This window comes from Thioclava sp. 'Guangxiensis', from assembly GCF_045348365.1.
In the GTDB taxonomy this organism is placed as follows: Bacteria; Pseudomonadota; Alphaproteobacteria; order Rhodobacterales; family Rhodobacteraceae; genus Thioclava; species Thioclava kandeliae.
The window spans coordinates 1,120,815-1,135,000 of sequence record NZ_CP155822.1; the positions used below are offsets into that span (position 1 = coordinate 1,120,815).

Sequence of the window (14,186 nt, forward strand, 5' to 3'; positions counted from 1 at the left end):
CTCAGTCCGCGTTACGCTTCGCGCCATTGAATTCGAAGAACACCGCCGAGACGTCATCGGTCAGGCTGCCATCGGCATAGTTCTCGACCTCCCAATAGAGCGCGTCGAGAAACGCATTGCCATTGAGGCCCGAGAGCTTTTGGAGCATCCCGTCGAGCCCGTTCTCCATCAGGAGCTGACCGTCAGGTGCGGTGGCTTCGGTGATACCATCCGACATCAGGATGAGCCGCTCGCCCGGCGCGAGGATGGTGGAGAAGGTCTCGTATTGCGCCTCCTCGATCAGGCCGACGGGCAGGCCGCCTTGCCCGAGATGTTCGACCGTGCCATCCACCCTCTGTTTCACGGGATGGGGGTGCCCGCCCTGCACCATCTGGACTTCGCCCGAGACCAGGTCGACATCCGCATAGACCAGCGTGAAATAGCTCTCGGTCTGCATCTCGTCGAGCACGAGTTTGTTGAGATAACCTGCCAACTCGCCCGGATCCATACCTTCGTAGATCCCGAAATCCGACAGCACGAGCGCGATATTCTGGTCGGGCGAGGAGCCCGAGAGATAGCCCGCAAGACGAGCCGTCATCAGCGCCGAGGTGATCCCGTGGCCCGAGACATCGATCCCGTAGAGACCGACGCGACGGGCGTTGATCGGGAAAAAGCCCACCAGATCGCCGCCGACCTGTCCGCAGGGGCGTAGCATCAGGGTCACCTCGGAACTCCCGAAGCTCCGGTAGCGCTCCTTGACGAGGCTCTGTTGCAACTGGCGTGCCTCGGACAGATCGCGCCTGATTCCGTCATGGACGGATTTCAGCTCATCCAGCGTCGAACTCAGTAGCTGGTTCTTGCGGGTCAGTTCCCGTTCCATGCGCAAGATACGGTCGCCCGCTTGCAGACGGGCGCGCAGTTCATTCCCGTTTACGGGCTTGGACAGGAAATCATCCGCCCCGCTTTGCAGACCTAAAGCGACCTCGGCTTTTTCGGATTTCGAGGTCAGGAGGATGAAATACCCATAGCTGCTCCGCTGCATCTCGCGGAATTTGCGGCAGAAGTCGACGCCGGACATTCCTGTCATCATCCAGTCGGAGATGACGATATCGGGTTCGAACTGGTTACATATTTCAAGGGCTTCTTCGGCAGAGGCCGCTTCTGTCACGTCATATCCAGACCGCGATAGCTGCGCCGAGAGAATGCGGCGCTGCATCTTGCTGTCATCGACAACAAGCACACTGCGACGCGCAGTCTCGTCCGGCTTGGGTGTTGCCGTCGAAAGCTTATACAGAGGATCCTGCAAGCCGATTCCGCTCCTCGTAACACTACTGTTGGCCATCTTTGGCGCAGGCAGTCTTAATTTGGGGTAAACCCGAGTAAGTTTCCGAGCTTAAGTTTTTGGCAAGCTTTATTGCCTAGCCTCAAGCAAGGTGGTGATGCCCTTTGGTGGAGGTTGAGATGATTGATTGGGATCGGGTTGCCGAGTTGCAATCCGAAATCGGTTCTGATGGCTTCGGCGAAGTCGTCGAGCTGTTTATGGATGAAGTCGAAGGCGTTGTTATGAAATTGGGAACGCGTCCGGACAGGCTCGAGGAGGATCTGCATTTCCTCAAGGGCTCTGCATGGAATCTGGGGTTCCGCGCGTTCGGCGTCATGTGTCAGGAAGGCGAGCGTCTGGCGGCAATGGGCCGCTCCGGCGATGTCGATATCCAGGCCGTTCTCGATGTCTATTCCGCATCGAAGAAGGATTTCATGGCGCGGGTAAACGAGTTCCTGAGCGCGGCCTGAACCGCTGGACATAAAACATCGGCCCCGAAAGCGGCCGATGTTTCGATGCCGAAGTCCCCGAGCGGGATTAGATCAGAAACTCCGCGAGGATCGCGTCTTCGGTAATGTCGCGATAGAAAAAGCCTGCCTCGTCCAACTGTTGCGTCAGGCGGCCAAAGCTGGTCGGATCACGGGTTTCAATCCCGATCAGCACAGATCCGAAATTCCGCGCGGATTTCTTCAGATATTCGAAACGCGCGATGTCGTCCTGCGGTCCGAGCATTTGCAGGAAGTCTTTCAGCGCGCCGGGGCGTTGGGGCATACGCAGGATGAAATATTTCTTAAGCCCCGAGTAGCGTTGCGCCCGCTCCTTCACATCAGGAAGCCGCTCGAAATCGAAATTCCCGCCCGAGACGATACAGACCACCGTCTTGCCTGCGATCTCCTCACGCATGTCTTGCAACATATCGATCGACATCGCCCCGGCGGGCTCGAGCACGATGCCCTCGACATTGAGCAATTCCAGCATGGTCCGGCAGATCCGGTCTTCCGGTGCGCCGAGGACGTGATCGGCAGGAATGGCACGCAATGTTTCGAAAGGCGTCTGGCCGATCCGCGCCACGGCAGCGCCATCGACGAAACTATCGACATGCGGCAGTGTCACAAGCTTGCCCGCCTCTAGGGCGGCATGCAGGCTGCGCCCGCCCATCGGCTCGACATAGCGGAATTGGGTGCTAGGGCTCGCCGCGCCCAGATAACGCGTCACACCTGCCGAAAGGCCGCCACCGCCCACAGGGATCGTCACGAAATCGGGCGCATGGCCGAGCTGATCGAGCATTTCCACGGCCACGGTGGCCTGACCTTCGATCACGTCACCATTGTCGAAAGGCGCCAGAAAATGCGCGCCCGCCTCGGTGCAGAAGGTCTGGCTCGCGGCCAGTGTGTCGTCGAAATAATCGCCCGTCAGGACAATCTCGACATTCTCGCCGCCAAAGCTGCGGGTTTTGTCGATCTTCTGCTGTGGCGTGGTCACCGGCATGAAGATCGTGCCCTTCACTCCGAAATGGCGGCAGGCATAGGCCAGACCCTGCGCGTGATTGCCCGCGCTCGCGCAGACGAAATGATCCGCGGTAGGATCTGCGGCCCGCAGCTTGCGCATGGCGGTGAAGGCGCCGCGCAGCTTGTAGCTGCGCACGGGCGTCAGATCCTCGCGCTTGAGCCAGATCTCCGCCCCGTAGCGCTCCGACAGAAAGTCGTTGCGCAAAAGCGGCGTAGGTTCAAACAGATCGCGCAGCGCGCGGGCGGAGGCTTGGGCATTGAGGGCAAAATCGGTCATGGCGTATCGGATCGCTTGTTTGGTCAGGGGGCAAGCCAAATCGGTGATAGGAGTGCGCCTATGGCTATATGGTCCCCGTGATCCTAAGCCTGCGGCAGATTGTCAATCGGCTTGGCACGGGATCTGCGCAATCGGGTGCCGCTTTTCAGGCCATTCCGGCAAACATCGGCGCCAGAGAGCGCATTTGATGGGGGGAAACCCGCCCCGCCCCTTGTCGCACAGAAAAAAACGCTCTATCCCCACGTCAAAATCTGTTCCTCGGGAGATGTCAATGTCCGCGCCCAAGAAAGTCGTGCTCGCCTATTCCGGCGGCCTCGATACCTCGATCATCCTCAAATGGCTGCAAACCGAATATGGCTGTGAGGTCGTGACCTTCACCGCCGATCTGGGGCAGGGCGAAGAGCTGGACCCCGCGCGTAAGAAGGCCGAGCTGCTGGGCATCAAGCCCGAGAATATCTTCATCGAAGACGTGCGCGAAGAGTTCGTGCGCGATTTCGTCTTCCCGATGTTCCGCGCCAATGCCGTGTATGAGGGTCTGTACCTTTTGGGCACCTCGATTGCGCGTCCGCTGATCTCCAAGCGTCTGGTGGAAATCGCCGAGGCGACCGGCGCCGATGCCGTGGCGCATGGCGCAACCGGCAAGGGCAATGATCAGGTGCGTTTCGAGCTTTCGGCCTATGCGCTTAACCCCAAGATCAAGGTTATCGCCCCTTGGCGTGAATGGGATCTGCATTCGCGCACGGCGCTTCTGGACTTTGCCGAGAAAAACCAGATCCCGATTGCGAAAGACAAGCGCGGCGAGGCACCCTTCTCGGTCGATGCGAACCTTCTGCACACCTCCTCCGAGGGTAAGGTTTTGGAAAATCCGGGTGATATGGCGCCCGATTACGTCTATCAGCGCACCAATGATCCGGTTCTCGACGCTCCCAACGAGCCCGAATATATCGAGATCGGGTTCGAGAAGGGCGATGCTGTCTCGATCAATGGCGAGGCGATGAGCCCCGCAACGATCCTGACCAAGCTCAACGAGCTGGGCAAGAAACACGGCATCGGCCGTCTGGACTTCGTGGAAAACCGCTTTGTCGGTATGAAATCGCGCGGCGTCTACGAGACCCCCGGCGGCACCATCCTGCTGGAAGCGCACCGTGGCATCGAGCAGATCACGCTCGATTCCGGCGCAGGCCACCTGAAGGATTCGATCATGCCGCGCTATGCCGAGCTGATCTATAACGGCTTCTGGTTCTCGCCCGAGCGCGAGGCGCTGCAGGCGCTGATCGACAAGACGCAGGAATATGTCACCGGCACTGTGAAGCTGATGCTGTTCAAGGGCGCGTCGCGCACCGTGGCGCGCTGGTCGGACTATTCGCTGTATTCCGAGAAGCATGTGACCTTCGAGGAAGATGCAGGCGCCTATGACCAGAAAGACGCGGCGGGCTTCATCAACCTGAACGCCCTGCGTCTGAAGCTGATCGCCACCCGCAACGCTCGCGTGGCAAAATGAGCAAATCGCAGCCCCATGCCGCCATCGTCACCGTCTCCGACCGCGCTTTTGCGGGAGAATACGAAGACAAGGGCGGTCCGGGCTGCGAGGACTGGCTTGGCGGCGTGATCACCTCGCCGCTGAGCATTACGCGTCATATCATCCCCGATGGGCGTGAGAGCGTGGCAGAAAAGCTGCGCGAATTGGTGGCTCAAGAAGCCTGCCTGATCCTTGTGACCGGCGGCACCGGCCCTGCGCCGCGCGACGAAACGCCCGAAGGCGTGGCCGACGTGCTGGAGAAAGAGCTTCTGGGTTTTGGCGAGGAAATGCGCCGCGCCTCGCTCGAAGAGGTCCCGACCGCGATCCTCTCGCGTCAGACCGCTGGCATTGCCGGAAAATCCCTGATCATCGCGCTGCCGGGTAAGCCTTCGGCCATTGCGACCTGCCTCAACCGTGTTTTTGCCGCTGTGCCCTATTGCCTTGATCTGATAGGGGCGGGATATATCGAGACAGACCCCGCCAAGATCAAAGCCTTCCGCCCGAAGGCGAAATAATCAGCGCGCTTTTTCGACCGCTGCTTTCCAGAAATCCGGATCGTCATAGACGGTGGGATCGGTGACGCCCGCCAGATCGAAAGCCTCGCGCCGTTCGACGCATGTGCCGCAACGCCCGCAATGATGCGCGCCGCCTTTGTAGCAGGACCATGTCTGCGCAAAATCCGTGCCCAACCGCGCGCCTTCCTCGACGATTGCCGATTTCGGCACCCGCACGAAGGGCGTGTAAAGTGACACATCGGCATAGCCATCCAGTGCCTGTTTCTGCATGGCCTCGAATGCCTCGGTGAAGGCGGGGCGGCAGTCGGGATAGATGAAATGGTCACCGCCATGCACGGCCGTTGCCACGGCATCAGCTTGGCGCGCTGCCGCAATCCCGAAAGCGATGGTCAACATGATCGCATTGCGGTTGGGGACCACGGTAATACGCATCGTCTCTTCGGCATAATGGCCGTCTGGCACGTCAACATCATCGGTCAGCGCGGATCCGGTCAGGGACGCGCCGATGCCACGCATGTCGATGATGTCGTGTTTCACACCAAGACGCTCTGCAGCACGGGCGGCATAATCCAGCTCCTTGCGATGGCGCTGGCCGTAATCGAAGGAAACGAGCCCGACAAGCTCATGCTCGGCGGAAATCTTGTCGGCAAGGGTGACGGAATCGAGGCCGCCGGAACAGATGACGATGGTTTTCATGAAGACTTCCCTGTTTTGAAGACATCCGGGTGGGCTGCGACCGGAACTCTGCCACTACCGCGAAATGCAGCCTAACCCAAGGGTCTTCACGAAAGTCTTATTCGGCAATCTTGGTGGCCATCAGCCGCTCTGCCTGACTTTCGGGCATGCTGTTGGTCAGCACCAGTCCCCAGAGTAGCAGCGGAATGGCGACGATACCGCCCACCGGACCCCAGAGCCAGATCCCGAAGATCAGCGCGAGGAAGACCAGAAGCGGGTTCAGGCGCATATGTTTGCCGATCATGGCAGGGGTAATAAACTGGCCCTCACATCCGTTGAGGCAGGCATAGAGCAATGCAGGCAGCACCGCATAGAACCCGTCAAAGGCCGCCACACCCGCAAAGAGGAGTGCCACGATCAGGCAGGCAGGGCCGATATAGAGGACATAGTTGATGAGGAAGGCCACAAGCCCCCAGAGCATGGCACCGGGCATACCAAGCGCTGTCAGCACCACACCGGTTGCGACGCCCAGCCCCGCATTCACCACCGTGATGGTCAGGAAATAGCGCGACACTTTCCGCTCTGCGGCCCGCAGGCGTTTGGCGGTGGAGGCGCGCTCGGCGGGTTCCGACAGATGGCGCGCGGCCCATGCGTAGATCTCGTTGCGGGTCAGCAGGAAGAAGAAGAGCGTCCCGATAAACACCAGAAACTGTGCGAAAAATGATGGCGCCAGCATCAGCGCATCCGAAAGGGTTGGCATCTGCACGCCGCCCTTGTCCTCGCCCGCCTTGGCCGCAGTATCGCTGACAGCTTCCTGAATGCGGTCACTCATGGAATTGAGGTTCTGGATCGCATCCTTGTAGCTGTCGATGGTTGAGCGCATATCCTGCCAGACCTTGGGCGCCTGATCGACGATCTGATAGACCAGCGGCTGGAAGATCAGGAAGACCATCGCCACAATCAGTAGTGAAAACAGTATCGAAGTCATCGCACCCCAGACCTGCGAAAACCCCATTCTCTCCCATGTGTCGGAAACGGGTGAAAGGACGATGCCCGCGACAAGAGCCAGTATCATCGGGGCAAAGATGCTTTCCACCTGCACAAGCGCAAAGACAACGCCGATCGCTCCGATAAGGATGATGGCGATCCGTGACAGGGTCTCTAGGCGACTCATGAAGATATCCTCTGTTTTGCGCCCAACGCGCGGGTTTCAGGAATTGTTCCTGACAATATTAATAACCATATCAGTATGTTGAGTAGTTTTCCGGCAATAGAAAAGCCGGGAAAATCCCGGCTTTCCGTTTCACGATATGTCGTTGCTCAATGCGCCACGCCATTGGCGTGCAGATGGCTGCGGAGGTTCTTTACCGAAGCGCTTGCCTCTTTGGAAAATTCCTCTGCCAGACGGTCGCCCAGATCGGAGCCCTCTTTCTCCGCTGCGCGAGCAACATCGCGCGCAGCGTCATAGGCTTCCTTTTTCAGGCGGGCGGCGAGTTCTTCGGCGCGCTTTTTCTCTTCGCGGTAAAAGGAAAGGGCTTCCTCTTTAGCGCGGTCGATATAGGGACCAGCGGCCGAGTTGCGCAGCCTGTCCTTGGGTAGCGCTGCGATCACGGCTGCGCCCACGGCCAGGCCGAGCACTGCGATCACGACCGGATGGTCGGCCACAAACTGGCGCGTCTCGGTTGCGGCACGGGTGCCGTATTCCTGCGCTTTCAGCTTGGCGGCGTAGGCGCGCTCGCGCGCTTCGATCACTCGCTTACGGGTCTCCGCCGAAAGCTCGTCGAGATCTTTCGACAGCTTTGCCCGTACATCTCCTGAGAATTTCGAAATGGTTTCGGCGCGTTCTTTCACGAAATCGCGGCCCGACTGCTTGTCATCGGCGGCTTCGTTCTCCAGCTCGCGCAGACGGAGGGTCGCGCTGGCACGCAGGCGGTCGATCTCGTCGGACCAGTCCTCGGCGACGGCATCAGCGGTCTGCACGGCCTCCTCGGTTTTGCTGTCTTCGGTGCCATTCTTGCGGCCCAGCAGGAACCATGCCAGACCGGCACCCGCCAGCGCGAAGGCCACCGGATTTTCGCGGATCGTTGCTTCGGCACGTTTCGCATAGGGGGTCGCGTTCTCGCGGATGAAGTCGGACACATGATCCGCCAGAAGGCCCGGTGCGACGCGGCTGGTCAGATCGGCCAGCGTGCCTGCCAGATCGGCCTTGTCTTGGTTCAGACGGCTCTCGATTTCTTTAAGAGTGGTTTTCTCGCTCATTTCAGGCTCTCCTTGAGATTCTGCAGATCGGCAGAGATTTTGGTAATGATGGTTTGCGGGGTGGCGGCCGCGCGGCGCAAAAGCACAAAGGCCCGCAGCGCAAGAAGACCACCAAGAACGAGGAGGATCGCAGTGGTGATCAGCGCCGCCCAGACAGGCGCAAGGCCCGCGGTCTGGATCGCAAAGATCAATGTCTGCGTCAGCGCGCCGAGCAATGCGATGGCCGTGGCAAAAGCCACACCCAAGCAGATCGCGGCAACGCGCAGATTGGACCCGGCCTGCGCAATCTCGGCACGGGCAAAGGCCATCTCGTCACGACCAAGCTGGCGCCCCTTCTCGAAGGCACGCAGAGCGGTATCGGTCAGACCGGTTCCGACGCTGGACGTGTTTTCGGGGTTATGCTCGGTCATAATCGTCTCGTTTCTGGTCGTCTCTATCTCGAGGCGCGGTCATCCGACCCGCTTCTAAATACCCAACGCCGGTCCTGCAGGAAGGTTCCCGTCTCCCGAGGGCATGCCCCGCGATATTTTCCGTCAAGCTAGCGCATGCTGGGGGCGAAGGCTGCGGAAAGACAGACCGTGCGCGAACGCCTGATGAGACCATTGGGTTCCAGTAGGAAGCGGCGATCTTTTCAGGGAACCTTGGCCGGAAAGCCGGCGTTGACCTGCCAGAACGCAAGATAATTGCTTAGAAACACTCAATGGAGGCTCCTATGCTTGGCTGGGCTCTTACATTTCTGATCATCGCGCTGATTGCTGCCGCTCTTGGTTTTGGCGGCATTGCTGGCGCATCTGCCGGGATCGCTCAGATCCTCTTCGTCGTCTTCCTGATCCTGTTCGTGGTTGCGATGGTCGCCCGTGCGGTCCGTGGCAAACCGCCGGTCTGACGGAAACGACATGCGATAACGCATCTGGAAAGGGCCGTATCCGCAAGGATGCGGCCTTTTTTGAATGTTTTTGCGGGTTTTCTGGCCTGCGGTTGGGTTTGGGGGCAATCTGCGCTAGGTAGTGATGCGCCATGGACCGGATCCCGCATCCGGCCACGAACGACGACGTTCAAGAAACGCAATGCCTGTGCGGTAATCTCCGGCAGGCCCGAAACAGGGGGAACGACGTGCAGTCTCTTGTGCGCAAGCTCGGTTTGCGAACCGATCCTTATATCTTCTTCATCTCGGCAATCTTCACGGTTGTCTTTGTTTTGCTTCTGGTGATTGCACCGGGCCCGATCGGCGATGCTTTCGCTGCGGGGCGCGAATGGATCACCGTTAATCTGGGGTGGTTCTTTATCCTCGGGGTTAATGTCTGGCTTGGGTTCCTGATCTGGGCCGCCATGTCGCGCCACGGCCATATCCGGCTAGGGCCGCGCGATTCCCGTCCCGAATATTCCAATCTCAGCTGGTTCACGATGCTCTTTGCCGGTGGTATCGGCACGGTGCTGATGTTCTGGGGTGTGGCCGAACCGATCAGCCATTTCTCGAACCCGCCTCTTCCGGGGGTCGAGCCCTACAGCGCGCAGGCCGCCGATGACGCGATGTCGATCGCGATCTATCACCTCGGACTGCATACATGGACAATTTTCACCCTTCCGGGGCTGGCATTTGCCTATTTCATCAACCGTTACGACCTTCCGATCCGCGTAAGTTCGGTCTTCTATCCCCTCCTGAAAGAGCGGATCTACGGCCCTATCGGCAAGGCTATCGATATTGCGTCCATTCTGGGCACGTTGTTCGGTGTGGCGGTCTCGCTCGGGCTTGGCTCCAGCCAGATTGCGGCTGGCCTCTCGGCGCTCTTCGGACTGGAAGATGGCACGGTGCTGAAGGTCATCATCCTGACCGTCCTGACGGCGGTCGCCGTTCTGTCGATCACCGCAGGGCTCGACAAGGGCGTAAAGTTCCTGTCGAATCTCAATATCGGTATGGCCGTGGCGCTGATGGTCTTCGTGCTGGTGACAGGCTCGACATTGTTCCTGCTGCGCGGGATCGTCGAGACCTTCGGGCTTTATTTCGACAATCTGCCGCGGCTTGCCTTCTGGAACGATATGCTGGCCGACGAGAACCCAGCCACGCCCGGTTGGGGCTGGCAGGGTAGCTGGACGGTGTTCTACTGGGCATGGACCGTCACATGGTCGCCCTTCATCGGTCTGTTCGTCGCGCGTATCTCGCGCGGGCGCACGATCCGCGAGTTCGTTTTTGGTGTGCTGGCCGCGCCCTCGCTCTTCACCCTCATCTGGTTCGCCATTTTCGGCTGGCAGGCGATGGAGTTCGACGGGATCGGATCGGCGGCGCGGGCCGCGATGGGCGATCAGGCAGGCCAGATCAGCGAAGCGGTGGCCAATTCCGTCCCGTTAGCGATGTTCGCCTTCTTCGAGCATTTCCCCTGGTCGGGGTTCCTGCAGGGCTTCGGCGTGGTGATCGTGGCGATTTTCTTTGCAACTTCGGCGGATTCGGCCTCGCTGGTGGTGGATATGCTCTGCACCGGCACGCCAGAACCGGGCCCGGTGCCTCAGCGCGTCTTCTGGGGCGTAGCACAGGGTCTGGTGGCCGTTATGCTGATCGTTCTGGCGGGCGATGCCGGTCTGACGGCGCTGCAACAGGTGATCACGGTGGTCGGGCTGCCGATTTTCATCCTCGTGACGATGATGATTCCGTCGCTTATCCGTGGCTTTGCGGCCGAGGATATCGACCATGTGACCATTGGCAAAAGACCGAAACTCTCGGAATTCGACTGATAAGGAAGGGCGCCACTGGCGCCCTTTTCTTGTCCAGCACCATTTTGGCAAAAGAAAAAGACCCGTAATGCGGGTCTTTCTTACGAACGGAACACTAAAACGGGTTCAGTTGGTCGCGTCGTTTTTCGGCTCGCTATCGAGAAACCGGCGCAGGGCTTCCTCCAGTTGGTGCCCCCAGACGGGCTTCTCGCAGAAGATCGCACCAGGAAAACGGTCCTCGATCTCTTCGGCACGGCTATGACCGGACTGGAACACGAGCCGCGTGCCGCATTCATGGAGGCGCTTTGCCAGCGGGAATACCTCGCCATCGCGCAGTTGAACGTCGAGGATCGCCGCATCGGGGCGTTCCTTGATAATCATCAGCCGCGCCTCGGAGCGCGAGGCGCAGGGGCCTATCACCCGATAGCCCATATCCCCGACCATCATCTCGAGATCCATTGCAACAATGGGCTCGTCTTCACAGATCAGGACCGTTTTTTGTACATGCTCGTTAGTCTGACAGCCCATAACCTAGCCTAGTGGTTCGTTTCTCTTCGCTCGTTTCGACCTCGATATCGCCATGCAGTTGCGCGGCGGACAGTTTGATCAGTGTCGATCCGAAGCCGTTTCCAATCTTCGATTCACTGGGCTCAACGCGCGATGTGTAGAGTTCGTTCCATTCAAGAACCAATTTGTTTTGGCGGGTCACCGACCAAGTTACTTGTAGCGTGCCATCCGCAGGTCCCAGAACCCCATATTTGGCTGCATTGGTTGCCAATTCGTGGAAAAGTAGGGACAGCGCATTAATTTCCTTGGTCTGGACATAGACATCAGGCCCTTCGATCCGCAGAACAGCCTGTTTCTCGTAGGGTTCGAGGGCGACCTTCACCACCTCGCGCAGCATCAGCCCATGGCCATTTCTGCCCGATTGGGTGAGCGAATGCGACCGTGCGAGGGCGGCGATCCGGCGCTCGAGTTCGGTGGTGAACTCACGCACCGAGCTGGCTTTGCGTCCCGCGATCCGTGTCATGCCCGAAATGATCGAGAACATGTTCTTCACGCGGTGATTCATCTCGCGCAGCATCGCCTCGCGGATCTGCATGGCTTCCTGCGCATCGGTCACATCGAAGATAACCCCGACGCGCCGTCCCAGCGCATCATGGTTCAGCCTGCGCCCGACAAGCCTCAGCGTGGGGGGCGAGAGATCTTTGGTATCGATCCGGATTGTGATATCCATCGCGCCTTCCGGCCCCGCCATCTGGCGCAGGCCCTGCCGCAGGATCTCGCGATCCTCGCGTAGCACATGGCGCAGCAATGTGCGCGGCTTGGACAGATCGTCCTCTTCGGTCAGGCGGAACATCGAGCGGCAGCGTGCATCCATGTCCAGCAGGTTCGAGCGGCGGTCATATTCCCAGACGCCCAGCCCCGCCACATCCAGTGCCAGCTTCAGGCGCTCGCCCTCGCGGGCCAGCTCCTGTTCCAGCGTCAAGGCCTGCGAGATATCGGTAAAGACCAGCGTCGCCCCGTCGATCTCGCCATTGCGGATCCGGTAGGGGTTGATCACCAGAGACCATGTCTTGTCGCTCTCGCGCTGGGTGACGGTCAGCTGCTGCACTTCCTGATTGCGGATCACATGCTCGACTGCGTGGAAGATCTCCTCGTTCTCGGAGAGATAGCTCGTCACATCGGTCAACGGTCGGCCACGGTCGCCATGGCGGAACGGATAGAGCGTCAGGATCGATTCCGTATAGTTGCGGATATGCAGGCGCTGGTCCACCACGATCAGTGGCAAAGCGGTCGAAGCAAAGAAGTTCTGCAGATCGGCATTGGCGACCGAAAGCTCTTCGATCTTGTTCTTCAGTTCGTCATTGACCGTAGAGAGCTCCTCGTTTGTCGATTGGAGCTCCTCGTTCATCGACATCATTTCTTCGTTCGAGCTTTTCAGCTCCTCATTGGCGGTTTCCAGCTCCTCGACCGTGGTATGCAGGCGCGCGCGGGTGGCGCGCAGCTCTTCCTCGAGGCTCTGCACATGGCTGTCGGAGGGTTCGACATCGTCATAATCATGATCGTCGATCTGGCTGAAACGCCCTTCGTCGCGGAAGATCAGCAACACCGTATGGTCGGGAAGGGGTTCGCCGACCAGTTCCAGGTTCTGTAGCCCGAATTCGGAATGCGCCGACAGATTCCTGTTTACTGTTTTGCGACCGGTCTCGGACACATGCCGGATCGCTGCAGAGATTGCCTCTTTCAGACCCGGACGGGCCACAGACTGCGCATGACGCACATGCGTGTCCATCAGATCGAAATCGACATATTTGCCCAGCTTGCCCGTTGTCTTCAGGATCTGGCCGGACCGGTCAACCACCATCGCGGGGTTGGTGTAGGCAGCCAGAAGGCGGGTCTCGGCATCGGTGGTGTCGATGCTGCGTGTTGTCTGACGGTCATCGGAATTCGTAATGTCGGTCTTGCCGGCTTGCGGATTGCCGACTTGCCCCTTGATGATGCCCGGATAGCCCGAACGGCTGTCATCGCGGGTAAAGAGTCGCGCGCCCACGGTCGCGGGCGTGAAATGCTTGTCATACTGGCCGACCGTTTCCGAAGGACCCAGAAACAGCGTGCCTCCCGGACGCAGGGCGAAATGGAAGATCGGCATGACTTCGGCCTGCAGCTTGTCGCCGAAATAGATCAGCAGGTTGCGGCAGGACAGGAGGTCGATATTGGAGAAGGGCGGATCTCGGACCACGCTATGTAGCGAGAAGCGCACGCAATCACGCAGCTGCGAGGTGATCTGGAACTTGCCGTCACGGCCCACCGTATACAGTTCGCGGAAATGCTCGGGAATATCGGCAAGGGCGGCCTGCGGATAGGTGCCCTGCCGCGCGAGGCGCAGCATCTGCTCGTCGATATCGGTGGCGAAGATCTGCAGCTGCTGGTGACGTCCGGCGCGGGCCTGGGCATCGTGGAACAGCATGGCCAGAGAATAGGCCTCCTCGCCGCTCGAGCAGCCCGGTGCCCAGATCCGGATCTCGTCGCGGGTGCTTTCCTGCACCAGAGGTTCCACCACGCGCTGGCGCAGGATCTCGAACTGTTCCGGATCGCGGAAGAACCGTGTGACATTGATCAGCAGCTCGCGGAAGAGCTTGTCGCATTCGTTCGGATCGACCCGCAGGCGGCGCAGATAGTCTATGGCATCGGCCAGCCCCAGAACGCGGATACGTCGCTCGATCCGGCGCACCAGTGTCGAGACCTTGTAGAGCGTGAAGTCGTGACCCGAGGTCTTGCGCACGACGGCGCAGATATCAGGGACCAGCTCCTCGATAGAGCGGCCGAGCTTGTCGTCATCGAACTGCAGGGAGCTATGGGAATAGAACTGGCTGATGGTCTCGATGATGCGACCGGGCGGGCGGATGAAGTCGACAAGCCCGGT

General features: G+C 59.5%; 13 protein-coding genes (1 of these 13 only partly in view). 5 read left to right on the top strand and 8 right to left on the bottom strand.

What is annotated here, in order from left to right:
- Window position 1: 1 nt before the first annotated feature.
- Window positions 2–1,285 carry a SpoIIE family protein phosphatase gene (locus ABEB22_RS05560; RefSeq protein ID WP_339113866.1) on the bottom strand — a complete coding sequence of 428 codons (1,284 nt, stop codon included), beginning with the start codon at window positions 1,283–1,285 and terminating at the stop codon, window positions 2–4.
- A gap of 155 nt (window positions 1,286–1,440) precedes the next feature.
- Between ABEB22_RS05560 and ABEB22_RS05565 the strand changes: the two genes are divergently transcribed.
- Window positions 1,441–1,770: an Hpt domain-containing protein gene (locus tag ABEB22_RS05565; protein ID WP_339113865.1), complete on the top strand. Its 330-nt coding sequence runs from the start codon at window positions 1,441–1,443 to the stop codon at window positions 1,768–1,770.
- Window positions 1,771–1,837: 67 nt separating this feature from the next.
- On the opposite strand, the gene ilvA is transcribed toward ABEB22_RS05565, so the two are convergent.
- The gene (ilvA, locus tag ABEB22_RS05570) at window positions 1,838–3,085 is read right to left on the bottom strand and encodes a threonine ammonia-lyase IlvA (protein WP_339113864.1); all 1,248 of its coding nucleotides are present in this window, start codon (window positions 3,083–3,085) and stop codon (window positions 1,838–1,840) included.
- 271 nt (window positions 3,086–3,356) lie between these two features.
- Here ilvA and ABEB22_RS05575 point away from each other — a divergent pair, with 271 nt between their 5' ends.
- On the top strand, window positions 3,357–4,586 hold the full coding sequence (locus tag ABEB22_RS05575; protein WP_339113863.1) for an argininosuccinate synthase: 1,230 nt from the start codon (window positions 3,357–3,359) through the stop codon (window positions 4,584–4,586).
- Window positions 4,583–5,119 carry a molybdopterin adenylyltransferase gene (gene mog, locus ABEB22_RS05580; protein WP_406871013.1) on the top strand — a complete coding sequence of 179 codons (537 nt, stop codon included), beginning with the start codon at window positions 4,583–4,585 and terminating at the stop codon, window positions 5,117–5,119. Before ABEB22_RS05575 ends, mog begins: the two co-directional genes overlap by 4 nt.
- Here the strand turns inward: mog and queC are convergent, their stop codons facing one another.
- The 4 genes from queC to ABEB22_RS05600 all read right to left on the bottom strand — a co-directional run bounded on the left by queC (window position 5,120) and on the right by ABEB22_RS05600 (window position 8,463).
- Entirely contained in the window at window positions 5,120–5,815 is a 696-nt protein-coding gene (gene queC / locus ABEB22_RS05585; RefSeq protein ID WP_339113861.1) for a 7-cyano-7-deazaguanine synthase QueC, read from the bottom strand.
- A gap of 97 nt (window positions 5,816–5,912) precedes the next feature.
- Window positions 5,913–6,968 (bottom strand): AI-2E family transporter, encoded by a 1,056-nt coding sequence (locus tag ABEB22_RS05590; RefSeq protein WP_339113860.1) that lies wholly within the window; start codon window positions 6,966–6,968, stop codon window positions 5,913–5,915.
- A gap of 146 nt (window positions 6,969–7,114) precedes the next feature.
- Entirely contained in the window at window positions 7,115–8,053 is a 939-nt protein-coding gene (locus tag ABEB22_RS05595) for a hypothetical protein (protein WP_406871014.1), read from the bottom strand.
- The gene (locus tag ABEB22_RS05600; RefSeq protein ID WP_339113858.1) at window positions 8,050–8,463 is read right to left on the bottom strand and encodes a phage holin family protein; all 414 of its coding nucleotides are present in this window, start codon (window positions 8,461–8,463) and stop codon (window positions 8,050–8,052) included. The genes ABEB22_RS05595 and ABEB22_RS05600 overlap by 4 nt, the downstream gene beginning before the upstream one ends.
- A gap of 302 nt (window positions 8,464–8,765) precedes the next feature.
- On the opposite strand from ABEB22_RS05600, the gene ABEB22_RS05605 reads away from it, so the two are divergent.
- Both ABEB22_RS05605 and ABEB22_RS05610 read left to right on the top strand, forming a co-directional pair.
- Window positions 8,766–8,939 carry a DUF1328 domain-containing protein gene (locus tag ABEB22_RS05605; RefSeq protein WP_038075379.1) on the top strand — a complete coding sequence of 58 codons (174 nt, stop codon included), beginning with the start codon at window positions 8,766–8,768 and terminating at the stop codon, window positions 8,937–8,939.
- A 227-nt stretch (window positions 8,940–9,166) separates the two neighbouring features.
- Entirely contained in the window at window positions 9,167–10,780 is a 1,614-nt protein-coding gene (locus ABEB22_RS05610) for a BCCT family transporter (protein WP_339113857.1), read from the top strand.
- A 105-nt stretch (window positions 10,781–10,885) separates the two neighbouring features.
- On the opposite strand, the gene ABEB22_RS05615 is transcribed toward ABEB22_RS05610, so the two are convergent.
- Together ABEB22_RS05615 and ABEB22_RS05620 are read right to left on the bottom strand one after the other, a co-directional pair.
- A complete protein-coding gene (locus ABEB22_RS05615; protein WP_406871015.1) occupies window positions 10,886–11,287 on the bottom strand; it encodes a response regulator in 402 nt (133 codons plus the stop codon).
- Window positions 11,271–14,186 carry the 3' portion of a chemotaxis protein CheB gene (locus ABEB22_RS05620; protein WP_406871016.1) on the bottom strand. 510 nt of this gene lie beyond the right edge of the window, so the window shows 2,916 of its 3,426 coding nt (coding positions 511–3,426); the start codon falls outside the window, past its right edge; the stop codon is at window positions 11,271–11,273. Before ABEB22_RS05620 ends, ABEB22_RS05615 begins: the two co-directional genes overlap by 17 nt.

Bases quoted from the DNA above. Each gene is read 5' to 3' on its own strand.
- ABEB22_RS05565 (WP_339113865.1), top strand. From the start codon at position 1,441: ATGATTGATTGGGATCGGGTTGCCGAGTTGCAATCCGAAATCGGTTCT.
- ilvA (WP_339113864.1), bottom strand. From the start codon at position 3,085: ATGACCGATTTTGCCCTCAATGCCCAAGCCTCCGCCCGCGCGCTGCGC.
- ABEB22_RS05575 (WP_339113863.1), top strand. From the start codon at position 3,357: ATGTCCGCGCCCAAGAAAGTCGTGCTCGCCTATTCCGGCGGCCTCGAT.
- mog (WP_406871013.1), top strand. From the start codon at position 4,583: ATGAGCAAATCGCAGCCCCATGCCGCCATCGTCACCGTCTCCGACCGC.
- queC (WP_339113861.1), bottom strand. From the start codon at position 5,815: ATGAAAACCATCGTCATCTGTTCCGGCGGCCTCGATTCCGTCACCCTT.
- ABEB22_RS05590 (WP_339113860.1), bottom strand. From the start codon at position 6,968: ATGAGTCGCCTAGAGACCCTGTCACGGATCGCCATCATCCTTATCGGA.
- ABEB22_RS05595 (WP_406871014.1), bottom strand. From the start codon at position 8,053: ATGAGCGAGAAAACCACTCTTAAAGAAATCGAGAGCCGTCTGAACCAA.
- ABEB22_RS05600 (WP_339113858.1), bottom strand. From the start codon at position 8,463: ATGACCGAGCATAACCCCGAAAACACGTCCAGCGTCGGAACCGGTCTG.
- ABEB22_RS05605 (WP_038075379.1), top strand. From the start codon at position 8,766: ATGCTTGGCTGGGCTCTTACATTTCTGATCATCGCGCTGATTGCTGCC.
- ABEB22_RS05615 (WP_406871015.1), bottom strand. From the start codon at position 11,287: ATGGGCTGTCAGACTAACGAGCATGTACAAAAAACGGTCCTGATCTGT.